This window comes from Variovorax sp. SG517, from assembly GCF_013376045.1.
GTDB lineage: Bacteria > Pseudomonadota > Gammaproteobacteria > Burkholderiales > Burkholderiaceae_C > Variovorax.
Map to the genome: position 1 here is coordinate 59,218 of NZ_JABMJG010000014.1, position 25,000 is coordinate 84,217.

Here is a 25,000-nt window from a genome sequence, read left to right on the forward strand (position 1 = left end):
TGGGGGCACTTCAAGAACAACAGAGACAAGGTCCACGCCCCGGTGATCCACGGCGAGATCCATCAGAACGTGCGGCTCTACATCAACGGCCGCTGGGAAACCAGCGCGACCACCGGTGTGAGCGCCAATCCCTCGGACACCAGCGAAGTGGTGGCCGAGTACGCACGTGCCGATCGCCGCCAGGCCGAGGCCGCCATCCGCGCCGCCACGGAAGCCTTCCCCCACTGGAGTCACAGCACGCCGCAGCGGCGCGCCGACGTGCTCGACCGCATCGGCACCGAACTGCTCTCGCGCAAGGACGACCTGGGCCTGCTGCTGGCGCGGGAAGAAGGCAAGACGCTGGCCGAGGCGGTGGCCGAAGTGGCGCGCTCGGGCCAGATATTCAAGTTCTTCGCGGGCGAAGCGATGCGCGGCGGCGGCGGCGAGAACGTGGCCTCGGTGCGCGCCGGCGTGCAGGTCGATGTCACGCGCGAACCGGTGGGCGTGGTGGGGCTCATCACGCCGTGGAACTCGCCCTTCGTCGTTCCCGCCTGGAAGATCGCGCCCGCGCTGGCCCATGGCAACAGCGTGGTGTTCAAGCCGGCCGAGCTGGTGTCGGCCTGCGGCTGGGCACTGGCCGAGATCATCAGCCGGGCCGCATTGCCGGCCGGTGCCTTCAACCTCGTGATGGGCAGCGGCCGCGAAGTGGGGCAGGCGCTGGTCGACAGCCCGCTGGTCGATGCGCTGAGCTTCACGGGTTCGATGGCCAACGGCGAGCGCGTCCTGCAGGCAGCGGCCGCGAGGCGCGCCAAGGTGCAGCTGGAGACCGGCGGCAAGAACGCGCTGGTGGTGCTGGCCGATGCCGACCTCGACCGTGCCGTCGACTGCGCCGTGCAGGGCGCATATTTTTCCGCGGGCCAGCGCTGCACCGCGTCGAGCCGGCTCATCGTCGAATCGGCGGTGCACGACGCCTTCGTGGCGAAGCTGCGCCAGCGCCTGAAGACGCTGAAGATCGGCCACGCGCTGGAGCGCGGCGTCGACATCGGTCCGGTGGTCGACGAAGAGCGCTTCGCGCAGGACCTCGCCTGGGTCGACACCGCGCGCGAAGAAGGCGCCGAGCACGTGTGGGGCGGCGAAGCGCTGGAGCGCGCCACCACCGGCCACTACATCAGCCCCGCGCTGTTCCTCGCCAAGCCCTCGCACCGCATCGCGCGCGAGGAGATCTTCGGCCCGCTGGCCTGCGTGCTGCGCGCCGACGATTACGACGAGGCGCTCGCGCTGTGCAACGACACGCCCTTCGGCCTGTGCGCGGGCATCTGCACCAATTCGCTGAAGCACGCGATGCATTTCAGGCGCCATGCCGTGGTCGGCATGACGATGGTCAATCTGCCGACCGCGGGGGTGGACTTCCACGTGCCCTTCGGCGGCCGCAAGGGGTCGGGCTACGGGCCGCGCGAACAAGGGCGCCACGCCGCGGAGTTCTACACGACGGTGAAGACCGGCTACATGCTGGCCTGAGCCGGACGGGGTTTCAGTACGTCAACAGCAACGCCGACAGGCAAATCCTCGGAATCATCAAGAAGGAGACATTCCCATGACCATGAATCGCCGCACCCTCAACACCGCCCTGGCCGCCGCCGCGCTCGGCGGAATGCTGCCCGCTTCCGTGCTCGCGCAGAAGAAGCTCGTGCTCGGCTTCGCGCAGGTGGGCGCCGAAAGCGAATGGCGCACCGCCAACACCGAGTCGATCAAGTCCTCCGCCAAGGAGGCCGGCATCGAGCTCAAGTTCTCCGACGCGCAGCAGAAGCAGGAGAACCAGATCAAGGCCATCCGCTCGTACATCGCTCAGAAGGTGGATGTGATCGCCTTCTCGCCGGTGGTCGAGTCGGGCTGGGAGACTGTGCTGCGCGAGGCCAAGGCCGCGAAGATCCCGGTGGTGTTGACCGACCGCTCCGTCAACACCAAGGACGATTCGCTCTACGTGACCTTCATGGGCTCCGATTTCACCGAGGAAGGCCGCAAGGCCGGCCGCTGGCTGGTGGAGAAGATGAAGGACCAGAAGGGCGACGTGAACATCGTCGAGCTGCAGGGCACCGTGGGCTCGGCCCCGGCCATCGACCGCAAGAAGGGCTTCGAGGAAATCATCAAGGCCGACCCGAAGTTCAAGATCATCCGCTCGCAGACCGGCGACTTCACGCGCGCCAAGGGCAAGGAGGTGATGGAAGCCTTCCTGAAGGCCGAGGGCAAGAAGATCAATGTGCTGTACGCGCACAACGACGACATGGCCATCGGCGCGATCCAGGCCATCGAGGAAGCCGGCCTGAAGCCTGCGAAGGACATCGTGATCATCTCCATCGACGGCGTGAAGGGCGCCTTCGAGGCCATGATCGCCGGCAAGCTCAACGTGTCGGTGGAATGCAGCCCGCTGCTCGGCCCGCAGCTGATGCAGGCGGTGAAGGACATCAAGGAAGGCAAGACGCTGCCCAAGCGCATCGTGACGGTCGAGAGCATCTTCCCGATGGAAGTCGCGGCAAAGGAATTCCCCAACCGAAAGTATTGAGTACTCCCCCAGGCTGCGCGGCACTTCGTGTCCGCTTCGCCAACCCCCTCGCCGGGGGCAACACCTGCGGCCCGGCAAGGCCGGTTCCGCGGTGTTCCTGGAAAAGACACAGCACCCATTGAAAAAAACGGATCGAACCATGAAACGCAACTTCCTCAAGGCATCGCTCGCAGGCGTCGCACTGGCCATCGTCGGCTTCTCGCCGCTGGCCAGCGCGCAGGAAAAGGGCCTGATCGCCATCTCCATGCCCACCAAATCGTCGGCGCGCTGGATCGCCGACGGCGCCAACATGGTCAAGTACTTCAAGGACAAGGGCTACAAGACCGACCTGCAGTACGCCGAAGACGACATTCCCAACCAGCTCGCGCAGATCGAGAACATGGTGACCAAAGGCTCGAAGGTGCTGGTCATCGCAGCCATCGACGGAACGACGCTGTCGGACGTGCTGCAGAAGGCGGCCGACAAGGGCGTGAAGGTCATCGCCTACGACCGGCTCATCAAGGGCTCGAAGAACGTCGACTACTACGCCACCTTCGACAACTTTCAGGTCGGGGTGCTGCAGGCGCAGTCGATCGAGGCGGCGCTGGGCCTGAAGAGCGGCAAGGGTCCGTTCAACATCGAGCTCTTCGGCGGCTCGCCCGACGACAACAACGCCTTCTTCTTCTACAACGGCGCGATGTCGGTGCTCGACCCCTACATCAAGAGCGGCAAGCTGGTGGTGCGCAGCAAGCAGATGGGCATGGACAAGGTCGGCACGCTGCGCTGGGACGGCGCGGTGGCGCAGGCGCGCATGGACAACCTGCTGTCGGCCTTCTACACCAAGGACCGCGTCGACGCGGTGCTGTCGCCGTACGACGGCCTGTCCATCGGCATTCTTTCGTCGCTCAAGGGCGTGGGCTACGGCTCGGCCTCGCAGCCGATGCCCATCGTGTCGGGGCAGGACGCCGAGATCCCCTCGGTGAAGTCGATCCTGCGCAAGGAGCAGACCTCCACCGTGTTCAAGGACACGCGCGAACTGGCCAAGGTGACCGTGTCGATGGTGGACGCGATGCTCTCGGGCAAGACGCCCGAGGTGAACGACACCAAGACCTACAACAACGGCATCAAGGTCGTGCCCTCGTACCTGCTGAAGCCGGTGAGCGTGGACGCCTCGAACTGGAAGCAGGTGCTGGTGGACAGCGGCTACTACAAGGAAAGCCAGATCAAGTGAGCATGCAGGGCAGCAGCGACGGTGCCGGCGCCATCCTCGAGATGCGCGGCATCACCAAGACGTTCCCCGGCGTGAAGGCGCTGAGCAACGTCAACCTCAGCGTGCGCGCGGGGGAGATCCACGCGGTGGTCGGCGAGAACGGCGCGGGCAAGTCGACGCTCATGAAGGTGCTCAGCGGCGTCTACCCGTGCGACTCGTACACCGGCGAGATCTTCTTCGAGGGCGAGGAGCGCCGCTTCAGGGGCATCGCCGACAGCGAGAAGCTCGGGATCATCATCATCCACCAGGAGCTGGCGCTGGTGCCGCTGCTGTCCATCGCAGAGAACATCTTCCTCGGCAACGAGCTTGCCAACGGCGCCGGCGTGATCGACTGGTTCGCCGCCTATGCGAGGACGCGCGAGCTGCTCGCCAAGGTGGGCCTGAAGGAGCCGCCCACCACGCTGGTGACCGACCTGGGCGTGGGCAAGCAGCAGCTGGTGGAAATCGCCAAGGCGCTGGCCAAGGAGGTGAAGCTGCTGATCCTCGACGAGCCCACCGCCAGTCTCAACGAGAACGACAGCGACGCGCTGCTGATGCTGCTGCTGGAACTCAAGCGCCAGGGCATCGCGTCGATCCTCATCTCGCACAAGCTCAACGAGATCGCCAAGGTGGCCGACTCCATCACCGTGCTGCGCGACGGCGCGACGGTGGAGACCATGGACTGCCGCGGCCAGCCCATCAGCGAGGACCGCATCATCCGCGGCATGGTGGGGCGCGACATGGCGCACCGCTACCCACAGCGCGACCCGAAGATCGGGCAGACGGTGTTCGAGGTGCGCGACTGGCGCGTGCACCACGCGCTGCACGCCGACCGCGAGCAGATCAAGGGCGTGAGCCTGAACGTGCGCCAGGGCGAGATCGTCGGCATCGCGGGCCTCATGGGCGCGGGCCGCACCGAGCTGGCCATGAGCGTCTTCGGCAAGTCCTACGGCCAGCGCATCAGCGGCTCGGTGTTCATGCACGGCAAGCCGGTGGACGTGAGCACGGTGCGCAAGGCTATCGACCACGGCATCGCCTACGTCACCGAAGACCGCAAGGGGCTCGGGCTGGTGCTGGAGGAAGACATCCGCAAGAACATCAGCCTCGCGAACCTGGATGCGATCGCCGACAAGTCGGTGATCGACCACGGGCGCGAGTTCAAGGTGGCCAACGAGTACCGCAAGGCGCTCAACATCCGCTGCTCGGGCATCGAGCAGCTGGTGGTCAACCTTTCAGGCGGCAACCAGCAGAAGGTGGTGTTGAGCAAGTGGCTCTTCACGAAGCCCGAGCTGCTGATCCTCGACGAGCCCACGCGCGGCATCGACGTGGGCGCCAAGTACGAGATCTACACCATCATCGACAGGCTTGCCAGCGAGGGCAAGGGCATTCTCATGATTTCTTCCGAACTGCCGGAGCTGCTCGGCATGTGCGACCGCATCTACGTGATGAACGAGGGGCGCTTCGTCGCCGAGTTTCCGGCTGCAGAAGCCTCGCAGGAGCGCATCATGCATGCCATCGTGAGTTCGGGGAGTTCGATTCATGTCCCAGCCTGAAGTCAATACGGTGAAGACCGCCGTGCCCGTGGCGGAAGGGGCGTCGGCGAAGCTGCATGCCGGCTTCCTGAAGAACAACCTGCGCGAATACGGCATGCTGATCTCGCTGGTCGCGATCATGGTGCTGTTCCAGGTGCTGACCGACGGCACGCTGCTGCGGCCGCTGAACCTCACCAACCTGCTGCTGCAGAACAGCTACGTGGTCATCATGGCGCTGGGCATGCTGCTGGTGATCGTGGCAGGGCACATCGACCTGTCGGTGGGCTCGGTGTGCGGCTTCATCGGCGCGCTGGCGGCGGTGCTGATGGTGGAGTACGACTGGCACTTCGTGCCGACGGCGCTGGTGAGCATCCTCGCGGGCGCGGTCATCGGCGCGGCGCAGGGCTGGTTCGTGGCCTTCCGCAAGATCCCGTCGTTCATCGTCACGCTCGCGGGCATGCTGGTGTTCAAGGGGCTCACGCTGGCGCTGCTGGCGGGGCAGTCGGTGGGACCGTTCCCGGTGGAGTTCCAGCGGCTGAGCTCGGGCTTCATTCCCGACCCGCTGGGCGGCGACGCCTTCCGCACCACCTCGCTGATCGTGGGCGCGCTGGCCGCCGTGGCGCTGGTGTTCTTCAAGATGCGCGGGCGCGCCAAGCTGGCGGCGCACGGCATGGAGCAGGAGCCCTACGCCTTCTTCCTCGTGAAGAACCTGTTCTTCGCAGCCATCATCCTGTTCTTCAGCTACCTGCTGTCGACCTACAAAGGCCTGCCCAACGTGCTGATCGTGATGGCGGTGCTGATCGTGGTGTACGACTTCGTCACCAACCGCACCACCGTCGGCCGGCGCATCTACGCGCTGGGCGGCAACGAGAAGGCGGCGCGCCTGTCGGGCGTGAAGACGCAGCGGCTCGCGTTCCTCACCTTCGTGAACATGGGCGCACTCGCGGCGCTGGCGGGCCTCGTGTTCGCGGCGCGGCTCAACACCGCCACGCCCAAGGCCGGCCTGGGCTTCGAGCTCGACGTGATCGCGGCCTGCTTCATCGGCGGCGCCTCGGCTTCGGGTGGCGTCGGCAAGGTGATGGGCGCGGTGATCGGCGCCTTCATCATGGGCGTGATGAACAACGGCATGTCGATCCTGGGCATCGGCATCGACTACCAGCAGGTCATCAAGGGACTGGTGCTGCTGGCGGCGGTGTTCATCGACGTCTACAACAAGAACAAGTGACGCACGGCACATGGCAGACGCAAGCCCCAGCCCCGGCCCCGTTCTCCAGCTCCGGGGCATCCACAAGCAGTTCGGCGGCATCCCGGTGCTGCGCGACGTGCGGCTCGACCTGTATCCGGGCGAGATCCACGCGCTCATGGGGCAGAACGGCGCGGGCAAGTCGACGCTGATCAAGGTGCTCACGGGCGTGCTGCCGTCCAGCGGCGGCGAGATGCTGCTCGAGGGCAAGCCGATCCGCGCGCATTCGCCGCTGGAGGCGCAGAAGCTGGGCATCAGCACCGTCTACCAGGAGGTGAACCTGTGCCCGAACCTCTCGGTGGCGGAGAACGTGTTCGCGGGGCGCTATCCGCGCAAGGGCGCGGCGCAGGGCTTCCGCATCGACTGGGCCGCGGTGAACCGGCGCGCCGAGGAGCTGCTGGCGCGCATCGGGCTCGACATCGACGTGACCCGGCTGCTGTCGAGCTACTCGGTGGCGGTGCAGCAGATGGTGGCCATCGCGCGGGCGCTGGGCGTGTCGTCGAAGGTGCTGATTCTCGACGAGCCCACCTCCAGCCTCGACGACGACGAGGTCGAGAAGCTCTTCGACGTGCTGCGGCGGCTGCGCGCCGAGGGGCTGGCCATCGTCTTCGTGACGCACTTCCTCAACCAGATGTACGCGGTGTCGGACCGCATCACCGTGCTGCGCAACGGCGCATGGATCGGCGAGTGGAAGGCGGCCGACCTCGGGCCGCAGGCGCTGATCGCCGCGATGCTCGGGCGCGAGCTCGCGGCGCAGTCGGCGAGGCCGGCCGCGCTGCCTTCGTTCGACGAGGCCGCCCCCGCGCTGCTGCAGATCGAGGGCCTGGGCCAGGCGGGCCAGCTGCAGGCGACCGACCTGTGCGTGCGCGCGGGCGAGGTCGTCGGCATCGCGGGCCTGCTCGGCGCCGGCCGCACGGAGCTCGCGCGGCTGCTGTTCGGGCTGGAGACGCCGGACCGCGGCGTGCTCAAGGTCGACGGCCGCAGCCTCAGTTTCTCGAATCCGTCCGACGCGATCCGTGAAGGCCTGGCGCTGTGCCCCGAGGAGCGCAAGACGGACGGCATCGTCGCCGAGCTCTCGGTGCGCGAGAACATCGCGCTGGCGCTGCAGGCGCGGCTGGGCACGAAGCGCTTTCTCTCGCATGCAGAGCAGACGGCGATGGCGGAGAAGTTCGTCGCGTCGCTGGGCATCAAGACGGCGAGTGTCGAGACGCCGATCGGGCTGCTGTCGGGCGGCAACCAGCAGAAGGCCGTGATCGCGCGCTGGCTCGCGACCGAGCCGCGCCTGCTAATCCTCGACGAGCCCACGCGGGGCATCGACGTGGCGGCCAAGCAGGAGATCATGGAAGAGATCCTGCGGCTGGCGAAGGCCGGCATGGCGGTGATCTTCATCTCCTCGGAGATGAGCGAGGTGGTGCGCGTGGCGCATCGCATCGTGGTGCTGCGCGACAGGAAGAAGGTGGGCGAGCTGCCGGGCGGCTCGACCGAGGACGAGGTGTACGAAATGATTGCCGCGGCATGACGAACCCCAGGAACCCTATCTCGGCCGCGATGCATCACCGCCTCGCCTGGCCCATCGTCACACTGCTGCTCTTGCTGGCGGTGAACACCGTCTTCAACGCCAGCTTCCTGCACCTCGAATGGCGCGAAGGCCATCTCTACGGCAGCCTCGTCGACATCCTCAACCGCGCCGCACCGCTTGTGCTGGTGTCGCTCGGCATGACCCTGGTGATCGCCACCCGCGGCATCGACATCTCGGTGGGCGCAGTGGTGGCCATCGCAGCGGCGCTCGCGGCGTGGATGATCGGCGGCTCGGTGTCCAGCGACACGAGCCGCTTTCCGATGCCGCTCGCGATCCTCGCGGCCATCGGCATCGCGCTGGTGTGCGGGCTGTGGAACGGCCTGCTGGTGGCGAAGGTCGGCATGCAGCCGATCATCGCGACGCTGATCCTGATGGTGGCGGGGCGCGGCATCGCGCAGCTGATCGCCGACGGGCAAATCATCACGATTTACTACAAGCCCTTCTTCTTCCTCGGCAGCGGCTACCTGCTGGGGCTGCCGTTCTCGCTGTTCATCGTGGGGGCGGTGTTCGTGCTGCTGTATCTCGCCATCACGCGCACCGCGCTCGGGCTCTTCATCCAGGCGGTAGGCATCAACCCGACGGCGGCGCGCGTGGCCGGCGTGCAGGCGCGGCGGCTGATCGTGGGCGCATATGCCTTCTGCGGCGCCTGCGCGGGCGTGGCGGGCCTGCTCATCAGCTCCAACGTCAAGAGCGCGGACGGCAACAACGCGGGCCAGCTCATCGAGCTCGACGCGATCCTCGCGGTGACGCTGGGCGGCACCGCGCTCACGGGCGGGCGCTTCAGCCTCGTGGGCAGCGTGATCGGCGCGCTCATCATCCAGACGCTGACCTACGCGATCTACTCGCTGGGCGTGCCGCCGGAGATCAACCTGGTGGTGAAGGCGGGCGTGGTGTTCGTGGTGATGCTGCTGCAGTCGCCGGAGTTCAGGTCGCAGGTTCGCACGCTGGTGCAACGGCCGGCGCATGAAGGAGCGAAGGCATGAGCGCGGTGATCGAGGCTGCACCCTCACCCCAACCCTCTCCCGCGCGCGGGAGAGGGGGCAAGAGGGGGCTCAATCCCAAGTATCTGCCGTTGGCGGCGACCGTCTCGCTGTTCGTGCTGGTGGCCACGCTGGGTTCGGTGTTCTACGACGGCTTCTTCTCGGCGCAGGTCTTCCTCAACCTGCTGATCGACAACGCCTTCCTCATCGTCGTGGCCGTGGGCATGACCTTCGTGATCCTCTCGGGCGGCATCGATCTGTCGGTGGGATCGGTGATCGCGCTCACCACCATGGTGTCGGCCTCGCTGGTCGAGAAGCACGGCTGGAGCCCCGGCATCGTGATTCCGCTGGTGCTGGTGATGGGCACGGCATTCGGCGCCTTCATGGGCGTGCTCATCGAGCGCTTCAGGCTGCAGCCCTTCATCGTCACGCTCGCGGGCATGTTCCTGGCGCGGGGGCTTTGCTACCTCATCAGCATCGATTCGATCAGCATCACCAACGAGTTCTACTCGGAGGTCTCGCAGATCCGCATTCCCATCTGGGGCGAGGCCTCGGTGTCGATCAGCGCGGTGATCGCCATCGTGGTGCTGCTGGCGGCGATCTTTCTCGCGCACTGCACTCCGTTCGGGCGAGCGGTGTACGCCATCGGCGGCAGCGAGCAGTCGGCAACCTTGATGGGCCTGCCGGTGCGCCGCACGCTGATCGGCGTGTACACGCTCTCGGGCTTCTGCTCGGCGCTCGCGGGCGTGATCTTCACCTTCTACATGCTCTCGGGCTACGGCCTGCATGCGGTCGGGCTGGAGCTCGACGCAATCGCGGCGGTGGTGATCGGCGGCACGCTGCTCACCGGCGGCGTGGGCTACGTGGCGGGCACGCTCTTCGGCGTGCTCATGCTGGGCATCATCCAGACGCTCATTTCCTTCGACGGCACGCTGAGCTCGTGGTGGACGCGCATCGTCGTCGGCGCGCTGCTGTTCGTGTTCTGCCTGCTGCAGCGCTTCTTCACGTCGCGCACGCCACGGCGCTGACCTTTTTCCCCTCTCTCTCCCCTCAGGACAACTCGCATGCCGGACACCCCTCCGAAGAAACTGCGCTCGACCGAATGGTTCGGCTCGGCCGACAAGAATGGCTTCATGTACCGAAGCTGGATGAAGAACCAGGGCATCCCGGACCATGAATTCGATGGCCGCCCGATCATCGGCATCTGCAACACCTGGTCGGAGCTCACGCCCTGCAACGCGCACTTCCGCAAGATCGCCGAGCACGTGAAGCGCGGCATCTCGGAGGCGGGTGGCTTCCCGGTGGAGTTCCCGGTGTTTTCCAATGGCGAATCGAACCTGCGGCCCACCGCGATGCTCACGCGCAACCTCGCGAGCATGGACGTGGAAGAAGCGATTCGCGGCAATCCGGTCGATGCGGTGGTGCTGCTCACCGGCTGCGACAAGACCACGCCCGCGCTGCTGATGGGCGCGGCGAGCTGCGACATCCCCGCCATCGTGGTCACCGGCGGGCCGATGCTCAACGGCAAGCTCGAGGGCAAGAACATCGGCTCCGGCACGGCCGTGTGGCAGCTGCACGAATCGCTGAAGGCGGGCGAGATCAACCTGCACCAGTTCCTCTCGGCCGAAGGCGGCATGTCGCGCTCGGCCGGCACCTGCAACACCATGGGCACGGCATCGACGATGGCCTGCATGGCCGAGGCGCTGGGTACTTCGCTGCCGCACAACGCGGCGATTCCGGCGGTCGACGCGCGGCGCTACGTGCTCGCGCAGATGTCGGGCATGCGCGCTGTGGAGATGGCGAAGGAGGGGCTCACGCTGTCGAAGATCCTCACGCGCGAGGCCTTCGAGAACGCGATCCGCGTGAACGCAGCCATCGGTGGATCGACCAATGCGGTGATCCACCTGAAGGCGATCGCCGGGCGCATCGGCGTCGATCTGGAGCTGGAAGACTGGACGCGCATCGGCAGCAACACGCCGACCATCGTCGACCTGATGCCATCGGGCCGCTTCCTGATGGAGGAGTTCTATTACGCGGGCGGCCTGCCCGCGGTGCTGCGCCGGCTCGGCGAAGCCAACCTGCTACCGCACCCCGGGGCGCTCACGGTGAACGGCCAGTCGCTCTGGGACAACGTGCGCGATGCGCCCAGCCTCGACGACGAGGTGATCCGTCCGCTCGACAAGCCGCTGATCGCCGATGGCGGCATCCGCATCCTGCGCGGCAATCTCTCGCCGCGCGGCGCGGTGCTCAAGCCCTCGGCCGCGTCGCCGGAGCTGTTGAAGCACCGCGGGCGCGCGGTGGTGTTCGAGAACCTGGAGCACTACAAGGAGCGCATCGTCGACGAGAACCTCGACGTCGATGCCAGCTCGATCCTCGTGATGAAGAACTGCGGCCCCAAAGGCTACCCCGGCATGGCCGAGGTCGGCAACATGGGGCTGCCGCCGAAGCTGCTGCGCCAGGGCATCAAGGACATGGTGCGCATCTCCGACGCGCGCATGAGCGGCACGGCCTATGGCACCGTGGTGCTGCACGTCGCGCCCGAGGCCGCTGACGGCGGGCCGCTGGCGGCGGTGCGCGACGGCGACTGGATCGAGCTCGACTGCGATGCAGGCCGCCTGCACCTCGACATCAGCGACGAGGAGCTCGCTTCGCGCCTGGCCTCGCTCACCGCGTCCGACAAGCAGCCGATGAGCACGCGCGGCGGCGGCTACCAGAAGCTCTACGTCAACCACGTGCTGCAGGCCGACGAAGGCTGCGACTTCGACTTCCTGGTCGGCTGCCGCGGCGCGGCCGTTCCCCGCCATTCACACTGATCCACTCCCAGACACCATGACTCCCAGATACCGCGGCATCTTCCCGGTGGTGCCCACCACCTTCACCGAACAGGGCGCGCTCGACCTCGAAAGCCAGAAGCGCTGCGTCGACTTCATGATCGACGCGAGCTCCGACGGGATCTGCATCCTGGCGAACTTCTCGGAGCAGTTCGTGCTGTCCGACGAGGAGCGCGAGGTGCTGACCCGCACCATCCTCGAACACGTGAAGGGCCGCGTGCCGGTGATCGTGACCACCACGCACTACAGCACCAAGGTCTGTGCCGAGCGCAGCCGCCGCGCGCAGGACATGGGCGCCGCGATGCTGATGGTGATGCCGCCCTACCACGGCGCCACCTTCCGCGTGCCCGAGCCGCAGATCTACGAGTTCTATGCGCGGCTGTCGGACGCGGTGGACATTCCCATCATGATCCAGGACGCGCCGGCCAGCGGCACGGTGCTGTCGGCGCCGTTCCTCGCGCGCATGGCGAAGGAGATCGAGCAGGTGGCGTACTTCAAGATCGAGACGCCCGGTGCCGCATCGAAGCTGCGGGAGCTGATCCGCCTGGGCGGCGATGCGATCGAGGGCCCGTGGGACGGCGAGGAAGCCATCACGCTGATGCCCGACCTCGATGCCGGCGCCACCGGGTCGATGACGGGAGGCGGTTATCCGGACGGCATCCGCCCGATCATCGAGGCGCACCGCTCGGGCGACCGCGACAAGGCCTTTGCGCTTTATCAGCAGTGGCTGCCGCTCATCAACTACGAGAACCGCCAGGCGGGTCTGCTGGCCTGCAAGTCGCTGATGAAGGAAGGCGGCGTGATCGCCTGCGAGGCGCCGCGGCACCCCTTGCCGGCGATGCACCCCGACACGCGCGCGGGCTTGATCGAAACCGCCAAGCGACTCGATCCGCTGGTGCTGCGCTGGGGGAAGTAGCGGAGAGAAAAGAGAGGGAAGGACAGCGCGACGGCACCGCCGCGCTGAACAGAGACAGATAGCTGAGGCCGCTCAGGCCTTGGCTTCGCTGGGGTTCGCTTCTTTCGTACCCTTTGCGTTTTCTTCGAGTTCGCTGACCTGCAGCGACAGGTCGAACAGCTTGGACTTGCTGGCGTAGTAGCGGTCCAGGCGCCACTCCTTCAGGATGTCCATGGCGAGCTGGAAGCTCTTGTAGTCGAGTTCGTAGAGGGTGATGAGTTCGAAGCTGCGTTCGGACTCGAGGGCCAGCACGAGCTGGGCCAGGATCTTGGCCGATTCGTTGGCCGGGTCCGTTTCGATGAATCGGCGAGCGACCTTGATGGCATTCATGAAAAAGGGTTCCTCGGTAGGCAGGGACCGGGAACTATAGCTAGCAGCCCACGGGCTTTTATGACAGAAATATGACAGTAAGGGCATCGCCATCCCCGTGGAAATGGCGATGCCCCTGCGTGCTGAAGCCTGCTAGCCGATCAGCGCATGGGAGCCGGCATCGGCCGGGGCATGGGCATCGGCTGCGGCTCCATCACGGGCGCTGGCGCTGGCAGCGGCACCACGGTGGTGGTGACCGACTCGCGGATCACGCCGCCGCCCATCACGCTGCCGTCCACGCTGGCCGTGGTGTTGCCCATGCTGCCGAGCACGCGCGCCTCGCAGGCGGCGCGGTCGGCGGGCTGCTGCAGGCCGCAGCGCGCGAGCGCATTGGCGCGGTAGTCGGGCGCGCTGGTCAGGCCGCCTTGTGCAGCGGCCTGGCGTGCGGCGCCGGCTTCGCGGATGCACGCTGCGCGGTCCTGCTGGTTGTGGCCGCAGACGGCGAGTTCCTGCTGATAGGTGCTGTCGCCGCGCTTGGGCGGGGCGGCCGAGGCGGCGGCTGAGACTGTCAGCGCCCCGACGGCGAGCACGGTGAAGAGCATCGAACGCTTGTTGCTTTTCATGTATGACTCCTTGAGGTGAGCTGGTTGACCAGGGAGAAGTTGGACTGTGCGCAGCGGCCCGGGTTCACGCATCGACCCTGCCGCTTGTATCGACGTATCAACGCGCCGGCGCAGGTTGAGGTGGAAGCGGCGTCACGGTCTCGCGGATCACGCCGCCGCCCATCACGCTGCCTTCGGTGGTGGTGCGCGGGCCGCCCTTGATGCGGGCTTCGCAGTCGGGCTGCTCGGCGGCGGGCAGTTCGCTGCAGCGCGCGAGCGAATTGACCTGTTCCCGCGCGGGGCTGGGGCTGGTGAGTCCGCCGCGCCCGGCTTCCTGGCGCGCGGCGCCGGCTTCGCGCAGGCAGGCTGCGCGGTCCTGCTGCACGCCGTCGCAGGCGGCGCGCTCCTTCTGCATGCGGGCGTCGCTGCCTGCGCTGCCTGCGCTGCCTGTGGCCTGTGCGCTGGCAGTCTGCGCGCCGAAGGCGATGAAGCCACTGGCGGCGAAGAGTGCCGTGGCGGAAAGAATGGAACGAAGGCTTGTTCTCATGAGGGCTCCTGTGAATGCACGCCCCTCCAGGAGGGTGCGTGACCGGAGCCTCAGTGTGCTGTCGGGGGCGGGCGGTGGCTGTGGGACAGCCGCACGCCGCCGAACGGGCCGGACTCGCCCCTGCGTGTGGGACGTGTCCGGCAAGGCCGGCTTCAGCCGGCGGCGATGCGCTGGGCCAGGTGAGCGAGCGCTTCCTCGACCTGGTCGACGAGGATCAGCGAGAGATCGCCCGGCTGCAGGCGCGCCAGCGCGGCGTCGATGGCCACGAACTCGCCGCGGATCTCGTCGACGTAGCGCGTGCGGGCCGCGCCCTGCAGGCCCTGGCGCAGCAGCGCCATGACTTCGCCGTCGGCGCGGCCGCGCTGGGCTGCGTCCTGGTAGAGGATCACGTCGTCGAAGGCTTCGCCGAGGATGGCCGTCTGGTCGCGGATGTCGGAGTCGCGCCGGTCGCCCGCGCCGCTGATGACCACCGAGCGCTTCTTCGCCGGCATGGTGTCCACGGCCGACACCAGCGCGCGCATGGCGTCGGTGTTGTGGCCGTAGTCGGCGATCACGGTCGCGCCGCGGTAGTCCATGACGTTGAAGCGCCCGGGCACGCCGGCCGCGTCGTTCATGAAGCTCGCGAGGCCGCTGCGGATGGTGTCCCAGTCGAGGCCCACGCCCCACGCGGCGGCCACGGCGGCCATCACGTTGTCGACCTGGAAGCCGATGCTGCCGCCGCGCGTGATGGGCACGTCGCGCAGCGCGATGCGCTCGCGCCAGGAGCCTTCGGCGGCCACCAGCGTGTCCTGGTCGACGTACACGGTGCGCTTGCCCTGCGCGCGGTGCGTGGCCATCACCGGGTGCATGCGGTCGGCGGTGAAGAAGATCACGTGGCCGGGGCAGCCCGCGGCCATGGCGGCGACGTTCGCGTCGGCCGCGTTGAGCACCGCGTAGCCGTCGGGCGCCACGTTGCGCACGATCACCCGCTTGAGCACCGCGAGGTCTTCCACGGTGGTGATGTAGTTCAGGCCCAGGTGGTCGCCGCTGCCGATGTTGGTGACCACCGCCACCTGGCAGCGGTCGAAGCCCAGGCCCTCGCGCAGGATGCCGCCGCGCGCCACTTCGAACACGGCCGCGTCGACGTCGGGGTGCATCAGCACGTTGCGCGCGCTCTTGGGGCCGCTGCAGTCGCCGCTGTCGGTCTGGCGGCCGTCGACGTACACGCCGTCGGTGTTGGTCATGCCGGTGCGCAGGCCGCTCGATGCGAGCAGGTGGTTGATGAGGCGCGCAGTGGTGGTCTTGCCGTTGGTGCCGGTGACGGCCACCACGGGGATGCGGCCGTCGTCGCCATGGGCGAAGAGCGTGTCCATGACCGCCTCGCCGACCGCGCGGCCGCGGCCGAACGAAGGCGAGATGTGCATGCGCAGGCCGGGCGCGGCATTCACTTCCACCACGCCGCCATGCTGCTCTTCGAGCGGGCGCAGCACGTTCTCGCAGACCATGTCGACGCCGCAGATGTGCAGGCCGACCATCTGCGCCGCGTCGACGGCGCGCGCCGCGACTTCGGGGTGCACGGTGTCGGTCACGTCGGTGGCGGTGCCGCCGGTGGACAGGTTGGCGTTGTTGCGCAGCACCACGCGCTGGCCGCGCGCGGGCACGCTGTCGGGCGTGAGGCCCTGCGATTCGAGCCGGCCGATGGCGATGTCATCCAGGCGGATCTTGGTGAGCGAAGTGGCGTGGCCCTCGCCGCGGCGCGGATCGAGGTTCACCGTGTCGACCAGCTGGCGCACGGTGGAACTGCCGTCGCCGATCACCTGCGGCGGATCGCGGCGCGCGGCGGCCACGAGGCGGTCGCCCACCACCAGCAGGCGGAAGTCGAAGCCGGGCAGGAACTTCTCGACCATCACCTCGCCGTAGACGGCGGCCGATTCGTAGGCCGCGAACAGCTCCTCGCGCGAGTTGATGTTGACCGTCACGCCCTTGCCCTGGTTGCCGTCCTGCGGCTTCACCACTACCGGCAGGCCGATCTCGTTGGCGGCGGCCCAGCCGTCTTCCGCGCTGCTCACGGGGCGGCCCAGCGGCACCGGCACACCGGCGGCGTTGAGCAGCTGCTTGGTCAGCTCCTTGTCCTGCGCGATCGATTCGGCCACGCCGCTGGTGCTGTCGACCTCGGCGGCCTGGATGCGGCGCTGCTTCGAACCCCAGCCGAACTGCACCAGGCTGCCGCGCGTGAGGCGGCGGAACGGAATGCCGCGCGCCACGGCCGCATCGACGATGGAACCCGTGCTCGGGCCCAGGCGCTCCGATTCGTCGAGGTCGCGCAACTCGGCGATGGCGGCTTCGGCGTCGAAGGGCGTGTCGTTCTGGGCGGCGACGATCAGCTCCTCGGCCAGCTCGGCGGCGCGGCGGCCCACGGCCTCCTCGGTGTACTGGAACACGACCTGGTAGACGCCTTCTTCCACGGTGGGAGAGGTGTGGCCGAAGTTGACCGCGCAGCCGGCCTGGGCCTGCAGCGCGACGGCGGCGTTCTCCAGCACGTGGGCCAGCGCCAGCGGCTGGCCCAGCACCATCGGGTGCAGTTCGCCGATGGTCGGGAAGCGTGCGCGCAGGCGGTCTTCGAAACCGCTCAGCTTGCTGATGGCGTTCTCGTCGCCCTGGCAGGCCACGACCGCCTCGATGGCGGTATGGCGGCTCCAGAGATTGGGCCCGCGAAGGGCTCGGGTGCGGGTGACTTTCATGGGGCTGCGAGAGCTGCTGCTGTCTATCTGGCGAGGCGAAGATGCCTCAGACGAATTGGGGTTGGAGAGGCTGGGTCTGCGAGAGCTGCAGCGAGGCCAGCGCGGCCTGCAGATCGGCCTCGAAGGCTTCGACGCCGGCACCGATCAGGTTGAGCGGAATGCCCATGGCCCAGGCCGCGGCCACGGCGGCCAGCAGGCTTTCGAGGCTCACGCCGGCATGGGTGGCGCGCCACACGGTCAGGCGGCCGAGGCCCGGCAGGAACGATTCGCTGGTGCCGTTGGCCAGCACCACGCGGTCTTGCCGCACGAGCACGGCCTTGCCGCCGGCGCTCTGGTGCGTGGCGAGCGCGGGGGCCTGCGCGTCGGCCGAGTAGAGGATGACGGCGCCGTCGCACAACGGCGCGAGGCCGGCCACGCGCGCATCGGCGGCGTTCAGCACGGCCGTGCCCTCGGGCAGCACCACGTCGACCTGCGTGCGCAGCACCTTGACCATCTGGTCGCTCTCGGTGATGTCGTAGTCGGCCAGCGCTTCGCAGCCGTCGAGGTCGGTGACGATGCCCACTTCGCAGCGGTCGTACGGGAGACCGTCGCGCAGGATGGTCTCGGCGCCGTTCTCGATCACCACGGCCTGCACGGCGCGGTTCACCAGCAGGCGGTGGCCGGCTTCCCAGTTGGCGCTGTCGCGCGCGTCGACGCGGCGGCGCTCGAGGAACAGGCCGTCGCGGCAGGCCAGGCCGGTGTGGCGGCCGCCCAGGTTGATGAGCCAGGCCACCAGGCGCGCCAGCACGGCGGTGTCGCGCGAGCCGGCCACGCCGACCACGGGAATGCGCCCGGGTGCGTCGTTGGGGAACAGGTGGTCGCAGATCGCGCGGCCCACCGGGCGCGGCGAGCCGACGGCCGGCTTCAGGTGCATCAGCAGGCCGGGGCCGGCGTTGACTTCGACGATTGCGCCGCCCTGCGGGCCGAGCGGCCTGGAAATGTCCTGCGCCACGAGGTCGATGCCCGCGATGTCCAGGCCCACCACGCGCGCGGCCAGCACGGCGGCGTGCGCCACTTCGGGATGGACCAGGTCGGTGCAGTCGTTGGCCATGTTGCCGTTGCGCTGGATCGTGACCACGCGGCCGGCGGCGGGCACGGCGTCGGCGCTGAGGTCCTGGCGCTTGAGTTCGAGCTGCAGCTTGGCGTCGGTGTCGATCAGGATCACGTCGAGCGGGAACTCTTCCTCGGCGCCGCGGCGCGGGTCGCTGTTGAGCTGCTTGTCGATGAGTTCGCGCACGCTGGCCTTGCCGTCGCCGGTCACGGTGATGATCTCGCCGCGCGCGGCAGCCACGACCTCGCCGCCCACCACCAGCAGGCGGTGCTCGTGGCCGCGGATGAAGCGCTCGACCATCACGTCGCTGCCCTCGGGCTCGGCGACCGCGAAGGCGGCCATGACTTCCTCGCGCGTCGTCAGCTCGAGCGAGACGCCGCGGCCGTGATTCGCGTCGGAAGGCTTCACGACCACGGGCAGGCCGATGTCCTCGGCGGCTTCCCAGGCCTCTTCGGCATCGGCGACCACCTGGCCTTCGGGCACGGGCACGCCGCAGCTCGCGAGCAGCGACTTGGTCAGCTCCTTGTCGCTGGCGATCGATTCGCCGATGGCGCTGGTGTAGTCGGTCTCGGCGGTCCAGATGCGCTGCTGGTTGGCGCCGTAGCCCAGCTGCACGAGGTTGCCGCTGTTCAGCCGCATGTGGGGAATGCCGCGATCGGTGGCCGCTGCCACGATGGCGGCGGTGCTCGGGCCGAGGTAGCAGTCTTCGACCTTGGCCTTGACCGCGTCGACGGCCTTCTGCACGTCGGCGGCGGTGAACGGGTCGTTGTTGATGGCCGCCATCAGCAGGCGGTGGCCCTCGGCCAGCGCCACGCGAGCGACCTGCTCGTCACGCGCGCGGAACACCATGCGGTAGACGCCGTGTTCCGAGGTGCTGCGGGTCTGGCCGAAGCCGGTCGGCATGCCCGCCAGGTTCAGCAGCTCGATGACGACGTGCTCCAGCACGTGCCCCGACCAGGTGCCTTCGGTCAGCCGCTGGATGAAGCCGCCGCGCTCGCCGACGCCGCAGTGGTGCTCGATGAGCGCCGGCAGCAGGGTGGTCAGGCGGTCGGTGAAGCCGTCGATCTTGTTGGAGGGGTAGTCTTCGAGCTGGCCCAGGTCGAGCCAGACTTCGAGCACCGGACGGTAGGTCCAGAGGTTGGGGCCGCGCAAATAATTGATGCGCAGCAGGCGGATGTCGTCGAAACGGGTCATGCAAACGTTCGATGTGCTTTGGCCGAGCACCACGGCGCCTTCAAGCGCGCCCATGGCTATCGGTCAGAATCGGCGCCCGACCTGGGGCGCCATGACGCGGTCCATGCGGCCCGCGACGGGCAAGAGTCAAAGAAACACAATGCAACATCACGATCCAGTCGGCACCCGGGAGGGCGAAACAGAAGCGGCATCAGCACAAGCACTGAAAAACCGCCTCGCAGTCGCGGAAAACGTTCTGGTAACACTGACGGTTGACCTCGACGACCAACTTCGCTTCGCCTCCGGCCTAGTCGCCCTGACTGACCGGAAGCTGATTTCGCTCGATCCCGATGGCACTTGGCGTGAGTGGCCGCTAACCGACGCGGCCCTGGAATTGCGCGTTTCCGACCACGCGGGCGTCGGAACCCTCGATCTGACGGGGCCCTCGGGCCGGCTGGCGCGCTGGCGCTACACCCTGGCCGGGCAGGTCGCGGCCCTTCGGCTTCTCAAGCTGTTCGGCCAGCGCATGTCGGATGTCGCCAAGGAGACACCCGAGGCCGTCGAGACGGCCGACGGCGACGATTCCGCCGACACCGAGCTCCAGACCCCGCCCTCCACCTGGGTGCTGCTGCGCCTCGGCCGCTTTGCCAAACCCTACCGCAAGCAGCTGATCGCAGGGTTTCTGCTGACCCTGTTCTCCACCGCCGCCACGCTGGTTCCGCCGTACCTGACCATCCCGCTGATGGACGACATCCTGATCCCGTTCCAGAACGGCCAGAAGATCGACACCATGCGCGTGGGCCTGTACCTGGGCGGCCTGCTGATCGCGGCGCTGGTCGGCTGGGGGCTGGGCTGGGCGCGCACCTACCTGCTGGCGCTGGTGTCCGAGCGCATCGGCGCCGACCTGCGCACCACCACCTACGAGCACCTGCTGACCCTGCCTCTGGACTACTTCGGCGGCAAGCGCACCGGCGACCTGATGGCGCGCATCGGCTCCGAAACCGACCGCATCAACGTCTTCCTGTCGCTGCACGCGCTCGATTTCGCCAACGACGTGCTGATGATCGTGATGACTGCGGTCATCCTGATCTCCATCAACCCGCTGCTGGCGGTGGTCACGCTGGTGCCGCTGCCCTTCATCGCCTGGATGATCCACGTCGTGCGCGACCGCCTGCGCACCGGCTTCGAGAAGATCGACCGCGTCTGGTCCGAGGTGACCAACGTGCTGGCCGACACCATCCCGGGCATCCGCGTGGTGAAGGCCTTCGCCCAGGAGCGCCGCGAGGCCGAGCGCTTCCGCGTCGCCAACGTCTACAACCTGCAGGTCAACGACAAGCTCAACCGCACCTGGTCGCTGTTCACGCCGACCGTGTCGCTGCTCACCGAAATCGGCCTGCTCGTGGTCTGGGCCTTCGGCATCTGGCAGGTGGCGCGCGGCAGCATCACGGTGGGTGTGCTCACCGCCTTCATCGCCTACATCGGGCGCTTCTACACCCGGCTCGACTCCATGAGCCGCATCGTCTCGGTCACGCAGAAGGCCGCAGCGGGCGCCAAGCGCATCTTCGACATCCTCGACCACGTGAGCAACGTGCCCGAGCCCGCCAACCCGGTGAAGGTGGAGCGAGTGCAGGGCCGCATCGAGATGAGCGGGCTGGGCTTCCGCTACGGGTCGCGCGCGGTCATCCACGACCTCGACCTGACCATCGAGCCCGGCGAGATGATCGGCCTCGTGGGCCACAGCGGCTCGGGCAAGAGCACGCTGGTCAACCTGATCTGCCGCTTCTACGACGTGACCGACGGCGCCATCAAGGTAGACGGAACCGACATCCGCCGCTTCGCCGTGGCCGACTACCGCCGCCACGTGGGGCTGGTGCTGCAGGAGCCGTTCCTCTTCTTCGGCACCATCGCGCAGAACATCGCCTACGGCAAGCCCGATGCCACGCGCGAGGAGATCGTGGCCGCCGCGCGCGCCGCGCATGCGCACGACTTCATCCTGCGCCTGCCCCACGGCTATGACTCGCTGGTGGGCGAGCGCGGGCAGGGCCTGTCGGGCGGCGAGCGCCAGCGCATCAGCATCGCGCGCGCGCTGCTGATCGATCCGCGCATCCTGATCCTCGACGAGGCGACCTCGGCGGTGGACACCGAGACCGAGAAGGAAATCCAGAAGGCGCTCGACAACCTCGTGCAGGGCCGCACCACCATCGCCATCGCGCACCGCCTGTCGACGCTGCGCAAGGCAGACCGGCTCGTGGTCATGGACCGCGGCGAGGTCGTCGAGGTCGGCCCGCACGACGCGCTGATGGCGAAGCAGGGCGCCTACTGGCGGCTCTACCAGGCGCAGCTGCGCCAGGGCGACGACGACGCGAGCGAAGGCGCCGCCGACGAGCGTGCCAGCGCGCAGGCGCCGGTCGCCATCACCCACGCGGCCCATCCGGCAGGTGACGCATGACAAGCAGCAACCCATTCCAACTGGAACGCGACCCCTTCGGCCGCCTCGTGCTGGTCGACGCCCAGGGCGAGCGCCACGTCGGCATCGTGCCCGTGCGGGCCTTTCCGCTGAGCGCGCCCGGCCACGGCATCTCGCTGGTCGGCAGCGAGGGGCGGGAGCTGGTCTGGATCGACAGCGTCGAGCAGCTGCCGGCGCAGGCCCGCGCATTGCTCGAGGAAGACCTCGCGGTGCGCGACTTCGCGCCCACGCTGCTGAAGCTGCACGGCGTGTCGAGCTTCGGCGTGCCCAGCACCTGGACCATCAGCACCGACCGCGGCGAAACCAGCTTCGTGCTCAAGGCCGAGGAAGACATCCGCCGGCTCGAAGGCGGCGCATTGCTCATTGCGAGCGCGCACGGCGTGCAGTTCCGCATTCCGGACGTGAAGACGCTCGACCGCACCTCGCGCAAGCTGCTCGAGCGTTTCCTCTAGGCGAAGGCGGCCGCGCCGCTAACCAACCAGCCCGTCCATGGCGGCGACGCCAAGCCAGGCCATGTCGAGTGCCAGCGGCACCGCAAGGGTGACGATCCATGCGGCCAGGCGTTTGGCGCCCATGCGCGGGCTCGTATCCACGGCCTCGCGCAGCCTGCGAAAATTGCGCCTTTGGACTACAACGGCCTCGCCGTTGACGGATATGCCCCTGCACACCACCGCCCTCGTTCTGTTCTCCGGCGGCCAGGACTCGACCACCTGCCTCGCCGACGCACTCTCGAAGTACCAGCGCGTCGAAACCCTGGGCTTCGACTACGGGCAGCGCCACCGCGTGGAGCTCGACGTGCGCGGCAGCATCCTCGCGAAGATGCGCGAACGCTTTCCCGACTGGGCGCCGCGCCTGGGCGAAGACCACGTGCTCACGCTCGCCGCGCTCGCGCAGCTGGGCGGCTCGTCGCTCACGGAAGAGGTCGCCTTCGCGATGCAGGCCGACGGTCTGCCCAACACCTTCGTGCCCGGGCGCAACCTGCTGTTTCTCACGCTCGCCGGCGCGCTGGCCTATCGGCGCGGGCTGCAGGTGATCGTGACCGGCGTCTGCGAGACCGACTTCTCGGGCTACCCCGACTGCCGCGACGACACCATGAAGGCGATGCAGCTCGCGCTCTCGCTCGGGCTGGAGCGTCGCCTCGTCATCGAGACGCCGCTCATGTGGATCGACAAGGCCGAGACCTGGAGCCTCGCCCATCGCCTGGGCGGCGAGCCGCTGGTCGACCTGATCGTGGAGGAAACCCACACCTGCTACCTGGGCGATCGAACCCATCGCCAGGCGTGGGGCTACGGCTGCGGCGAGTGCCCTGCCTGCGACCTGCGCAAGAAGGGGTGGGAGCGCTACGCGGCGGCGCTGCCCGCCGGCGCCGCCGCGACCTCCACGCGGTAGCGCGCCGCCGCGCCCTCGGCTTCCGGCACCAGCGTCCAGCGCTGGTTGTGGAACTCGCCCACCGCCGCGCGATGGGCCACGGAGACCATCGCGCCGCCGCCCGCGCGCACCATCTCGGAAAGCCGCTGATAGAGCGTGCGCTCGGCCGGCGCATCCAGTGCGCTGCTGATTTCGTCGGCAAAGACCCAGCGGGGCTTCTTCAGCAGCACGCGCGCGATGGCGAGCCGCTGCTGCTCGCCGCCCGACAGTTTCTGGCTCCACGCGTCGCTGTCGTCCAGCCGGCCGGCGAACTCGGGCAGCAGGGCGTCGTTCAGGGCCTGGCGCAGCTGTTCGTCGCTGTAGCGCGAGGCGTCCTCCGGATAGGCCAGCGCAACGCGCAGCGGACCGTCCGGCATGTAGGGCCGCTGCGGCACGAACATCGCGTCGGCCGGCACCTGCACCCGTCCGCGCGCGAACGGCCAGATGCCCGCGAAGGCGCGGAACAGGGTCGACTTGCCGCTGCCCGACGGGCCCTGCACCAGCACGCTGTCGCCGGCCTTCGCGGCGAGCGCCGCATTCGCCAGCAGCGAGGTGCCGTTCGGCAGGTTCAGCGAGAGACCGTCGGCCTGCAGCGAGGGCGCATCGCTGCGCTCGAGAGCGTTTTCTTGCGCGGCGCGGGCCCGGATCGCGTCGTCGAAGCTGGTGAGACGGTCGGTGGTCGCGCGCCATACGGCCACGCTGTCGTAGTTGTCGACGAACCAGCTCAGCGAGTCCTGCACCTTGCCGAAGGCCGATGAGATCTGCATCAGCTGGCCGAGCTGGATCGCGCCGCTGAAGAAACGAGGAGCCGCGACCACGAACGGAAAGATGACCGCCGCCTGGCCGAAGAAGGCAGTGAAGGTCACCAGGTTCTTCTGCTGCTTGATGAGCTGCAGGTAGTTGCGCAGCACCGAGCCGAAGCGCAGGTCGAGCTGGCCGTGTTCCACCTTCTCGCCGCGGTCGAGCGCGATCGCTTCGCTATACTCGCGCACGCGCACCAGGTGGTGGCGGAAGTCGGCCTCGAAGCGCTGCTGGCGGAAGTTCAGCCCGATCAGCGGCCGTCCGATGTAGTGGGTGATGATGGTGCCGACCACGCAGTAGGCCAGCGCGAGCCAGACCATCGCGCCCGCGACCTGGTAGGTGGTGCCGCTCAGCGAGAACTCGGTGGTTCCCGAGAGGCCCCAGAGAATGCCGACGAAGCTCACCAGGGTGACCACGGCGTTCAGCAGGCCCATCGACAGCGTCATGGTGGCGCTGGTGAACAGCTGCATGTCTTCCTGGATGCGCTGGTCGGGGTTGTCGGGCGTCGTGCCTTCCTTGCTGGCGTAGCGCGCCAGTTCCATCTCGTAGAAGGTGCGGTTTGCCATCCAGCGGCCGAGATAGTTGCGCGTGATCCAGGCGCGCCAGCGCAGCTGCAGCAGCTGCGTCACGTAGAACTTGAGCACCTGCAGCGCGATGTTGAAGAAGGCGAGCACGAGAAACACGCGGATCTCGCGCCAGAACACCGTCACATCCTTGTTCTGCAGGCCGTCGTAGAAGCGGCCGTACCACTGGTTGAAAAGCACCAGCGCATAGACATAGGCCAGGTTGAGCGCAACGATGGCTGCAAACATCGTCCGCGCCCGCCATTTCTCTTCCGACTTGAAATAAGGCGCCGCAAGCCTGAAAACACGGCGCAGCACCTGGATGAACGAGCCAGCGCGAGCTGTGACTGATAGGGACATTCGGATTTCCTCGCAGGCGCTCGCGCGCCGGTCATGGTGAGGAGACCATCGTAGACAAATGTTTCTTAAACCGG

Annotated in this window: 19 protein-coding genes; 13 read left to right on the top strand and 6 right to left on the bottom strand. The window is 67.9% G+C overall.

All coding sequences use genetic code 11. The annotated features are described in order from the left end of the window. Positions 1-42 precede the first annotated feature (42 nt). The 10 genes from FHT32_RS31780 to FHT32_RS31825 all read left to right on the top strand — a co-directional run bounded on the left by FHT32_RS31780 (position 43) and on the right by FHT32_RS31825 (position 12,848). A complete protein-coding gene (locus tag FHT32_RS31780) occupies positions 43-1,497 on the top strand; it encodes an aldehyde dehydrogenase family protein (protein WP_176668536.1) in 1,455 nt (484 codons plus the stop codon). A gap of 76 nt (positions 1,498-1,573) precedes the next feature. Next, positions 1,574-2,539 (top strand): ABC transporter substrate-binding protein, encoded by a 966-nt coding sequence (locus FHT32_RS31785; RefSeq protein ID WP_176668537.1) that lies wholly within the window; start codon positions 1,574-1,576, stop codon positions 2,537-2,539. Positions 2,540-2,678: 139 nt separating this feature from the next. Beyond that, on the top strand, positions 2,679-3,749 hold the full coding sequence (gene chvE, locus FHT32_RS31790) for a multiple monosaccharide ABC transporter substrate-binding protein (RefSeq protein WP_176668538.1): 1,071 nt from the start codon (positions 2,679-2,681) through the stop codon (positions 3,747-3,749). Between the two features lie 2 nt (positions 3,750-3,751). After that, complete coding sequence (gene mmsA / locus FHT32_RS31795) at positions 3,752-5,320, top strand: multiple monosaccharide ABC transporter ATP-binding protein (RefSeq protein WP_176668608.1); 1,569 nt, start codon at positions 3,752-3,754, stop codon at positions 5,318-5,320. Beyond that, positions 5,307-6,524 (top strand): multiple monosaccharide ABC transporter permease, encoded by a 1,218-nt coding sequence (gene mmsB / locus FHT32_RS31800; RefSeq protein ID WP_176668539.1) that lies wholly within the window; start codon positions 5,307-5,309, stop codon positions 6,522-6,524. Before mmsA ends, mmsB begins: the two co-directional genes overlap by 14 nt. Positions 6,525-6,534: 10 nt before the next feature. Then, complete coding sequence (locus FHT32_RS31805) at positions 6,535-8,061, top strand: sugar ABC transporter ATP-binding protein (RefSeq protein ID WP_176668540.1); 1,527 nt, start codon at positions 6,535-6,537, stop codon at positions 8,059-8,061. Continuing rightward, positions 8,058-9,104, top strand: coding sequence for an ABC transporter permease (locus FHT32_RS31810; protein ID WP_176668541.1), 1,047 nt, complete (start codon positions 8,058-8,060; stop codon positions 9,102-9,104). The genes FHT32_RS31805 and FHT32_RS31810 overlap by 4 nt, the downstream gene beginning before the upstream one ends. Further along, complete coding sequence (gene yjfF, locus FHT32_RS31815) at positions 9,101-10,129, top strand: galactofuranose ABC transporter, permease protein YjfF (protein ID WP_176668542.1); 1,029 nt, start codon at positions 9,101-9,103, stop codon at positions 10,127-10,129. The genes FHT32_RS31810 and yjfF overlap by 4 nt, the downstream gene beginning before the upstream one ends. Before the next feature lie 36 nt (positions 10,130-10,165). Beyond that, positions 10,166-11,914 (top strand): IlvD/Edd family dehydratase, encoded by a 1,749-nt coding sequence (locus tag FHT32_RS31820; protein WP_176668543.1) that lies wholly within the window; start codon positions 10,166-10,168, stop codon positions 11,912-11,914. A gap of 16 nt (positions 11,915-11,930) precedes the next feature. Then, entirely contained in the window at positions 11,931-12,848 is a 918-nt protein-coding gene (locus tag FHT32_RS31825) for a dihydrodipicolinate synthase family protein (protein WP_176668544.1), read from the top strand. A 72-nt stretch (positions 12,849-12,920) separates the two neighbouring features. Here the strand turns inward: FHT32_RS31825 and FHT32_RS31830 are convergent, their stop codons facing one another. From FHT32_RS31830 to cphA (FHT32_RS31850), 5 genes are all read right to left on the bottom strand, one after another. After that, positions 12,921-13,217, bottom strand: a complete 297-nt coding sequence (locus FHT32_RS31830; protein WP_176668545.1) for a hypothetical protein — start codon at positions 13,215-13,217, stop codon at positions 12,921-12,923. A gap of 140 nt (positions 13,218-13,357) precedes the next feature. Continuing rightward, positions 13,358-13,819 (bottom strand): hypothetical protein, encoded by a 462-nt coding sequence (locus tag FHT32_RS31835; RefSeq protein ID WP_176668546.1) that lies wholly within the window; start codon positions 13,817-13,819, stop codon positions 13,358-13,360. 97 nt (positions 13,820-13,916) lie between these two features. Beyond that, positions 13,917-14,345, bottom strand: coding sequence for a hypothetical protein (locus FHT32_RS31840; RefSeq protein WP_176668547.1), 429 nt, complete (start codon positions 14,343-14,345; stop codon positions 13,917-13,919). Positions 14,346-14,497: 152 nt separating this feature from the next. Continuing rightward, positions 14,498-17,065 (bottom strand): cyanophycin synthetase, encoded by a 2,568-nt coding sequence (gene cphA / locus FHT32_RS31845; RefSeq protein WP_176668548.1) that lies wholly within the window; start codon positions 17,063-17,065, stop codon positions 14,498-14,500. Positions 17,066-17,111: 46 nt separating this feature from the next. Continuing rightward, entirely contained in the window at positions 17,112-19,403 is a 2,292-nt protein-coding gene (cphA, locus tag FHT32_RS31850) for a cyanophycin synthetase (protein ID WP_176668549.1), read from the bottom strand. An 85-nt stretch (positions 19,404-19,488) separates the two neighbouring features. Here cphA (FHT32_RS31850) and FHT32_RS31855 point away from each other — a divergent pair, with 85 nt between their 5' ends. The 3 genes from FHT32_RS31855 to queC all read left to right on the top strand — a co-directional run bounded on the left by FHT32_RS31855 (position 19,489) and on the right by queC (position 23,184). Next, positions 19,489-21,777 (top strand): ABC transporter ATP-binding protein, encoded by a 2,289-nt coding sequence (locus FHT32_RS31855; protein WP_176668550.1) that lies wholly within the window; start codon positions 19,489-19,491, stop codon positions 21,775-21,777. Further along, complete coding sequence (locus FHT32_RS31860) at positions 21,774-22,247, top strand: DUF1854 domain-containing protein (RefSeq protein ID WP_176668551.1); 474 nt, start codon at positions 21,774-21,776, stop codon at positions 22,245-22,247. The genes FHT32_RS31855 and FHT32_RS31860 overlap by 4 nt, the downstream gene beginning before the upstream one ends. A gap of 202 nt (positions 22,248-22,449) precedes the next feature. Then, complete coding sequence (gene queC, locus FHT32_RS31865) at positions 22,450-23,184, top strand: 7-cyano-7-deazaguanine synthase QueC (RefSeq protein ID WP_176668609.1); 735 nt, start codon at positions 22,450-22,452, stop codon at positions 23,182-23,184. Here queC and FHT32_RS31870 read toward each other — a convergent pair. Beyond that, positions 23,136-24,926 (bottom strand): ABC transporter ATP-binding protein/permease, encoded by a 1,791-nt coding sequence (locus tag FHT32_RS31870; protein WP_176668552.1) that lies wholly within the window; start codon positions 24,924-24,926, stop codon positions 23,136-23,138. The two genes, queC and FHT32_RS31870, sit on opposite strands and share 49 nt — an antisense overlap. Positions 24,927-25,000 lie beyond the last annotated feature (74 nt).

Coding starts and splice junctions, on each gene's coding strand:
- mmsA (WP_176668608.1), top strand. CDS start 3,752: ATGCAGGGCAGCAGCGACGGTGCCGGCGCCATCCTCGAGATGCGCGGC.
- cphA (WP_176668549.1), bottom strand. CDS start 19,403: ATGGGCGCGCTTGAAGGCGCCGTGGTGCTCGGCCAAAGCACATCGAAC.
- chvE (WP_176668538.1), top strand. CDS start 2,679: ATGAAACGCAACTTCCTCAAGGCATCGCTCGCAGGCGTCGCACTGGCC.
- FHT32_RS31805 (WP_176668540.1), top strand. CDS start 6,535: ATGGCAGACGCAAGCCCCAGCCCCGGCCCCGTTCTCCAGCTCCGGGGC.
- FHT32_RS31855 (WP_176668550.1), top strand. CDS start 19,489: ATGCAACATCACGATCCAGTCGGCACCCGGGAGGGCGAAACAGAAGCG.
- FHT32_RS31810 (WP_176668541.1), top strand. CDS start 8,058: ATGACGAACCCCAGGAACCCTATCTCGGCCGCGATGCATCACCGCCTC.
- FHT32_RS31840 (WP_176668547.1), bottom strand. CDS start 14,345: ATGAGAACAAGCCTTCGTTCCATTCTTTCCGCCACGGCACTCTTCGCC.
- FHT32_RS31785 (WP_176668537.1), top strand. CDS start 1,574: ATGACCATGAATCGCCGCACCCTCAACACCGCCCTGGCCGCCGCCGCG.
- FHT32_RS31860 (WP_176668551.1), top strand. CDS start 21,774: ATGACAAGCAGCAACCCATTCCAACTGGAACGCGACCCCTTCGGCCGC.
- FHT32_RS31820 (WP_176668543.1), top strand. CDS start 10,166: ATGCCGGACACCCCTCCGAAGAAACTGCGCTCGACCGAATGGTTCGGC.
- FHT32_RS31830 (WP_176668545.1), bottom strand. CDS start 13,217: ATGAATGCCATCAAGGTCGCTCGCCGATTCATCGAAACGGACCCGGCC.
- mmsB (WP_176668539.1), top strand. CDS start 5,307: ATGTCCCAGCCTGAAGTCAATACGGTGAAGACCGCCGTGCCCGTGGCG.
- FHT32_RS31825 (WP_176668544.1), top strand. CDS start 11,931: ATGACTCCCAGATACCGCGGCATCTTCCCGGTGGTGCCCACCACCTTC.
- queC (WP_176668609.1), top strand. CDS start 22,450: ATGCCCCTGCACACCACCGCCCTCGTTCTGTTCTCCGGCGGCCAGGAC.
- FHT32_RS31835 (WP_176668546.1), bottom strand. CDS start 13,819: ATGAAAAGCAACAAGCGTTCGATGCTCTTCACCGTGCTCGCCGTCGGG.
- FHT32_RS31870 (WP_176668552.1), bottom strand. CDS start 24,926: ATGTCCCTATCAGTCACAGCTCGCGCTGGCTCGTTCATCCAGGTGCTG.
- yjfF (WP_176668542.1), top strand. CDS start 9,101: ATGAGCGCGGTGATCGAGGCTGCACCCTCACCCCAACCCTCTCCCGCG.
- cphA (WP_176668548.1), bottom strand. CDS start 17,065: ATGAAAGTCACCCGCACCCGAGCCCTTCGCGGGCCCAATCTCTGGAGC.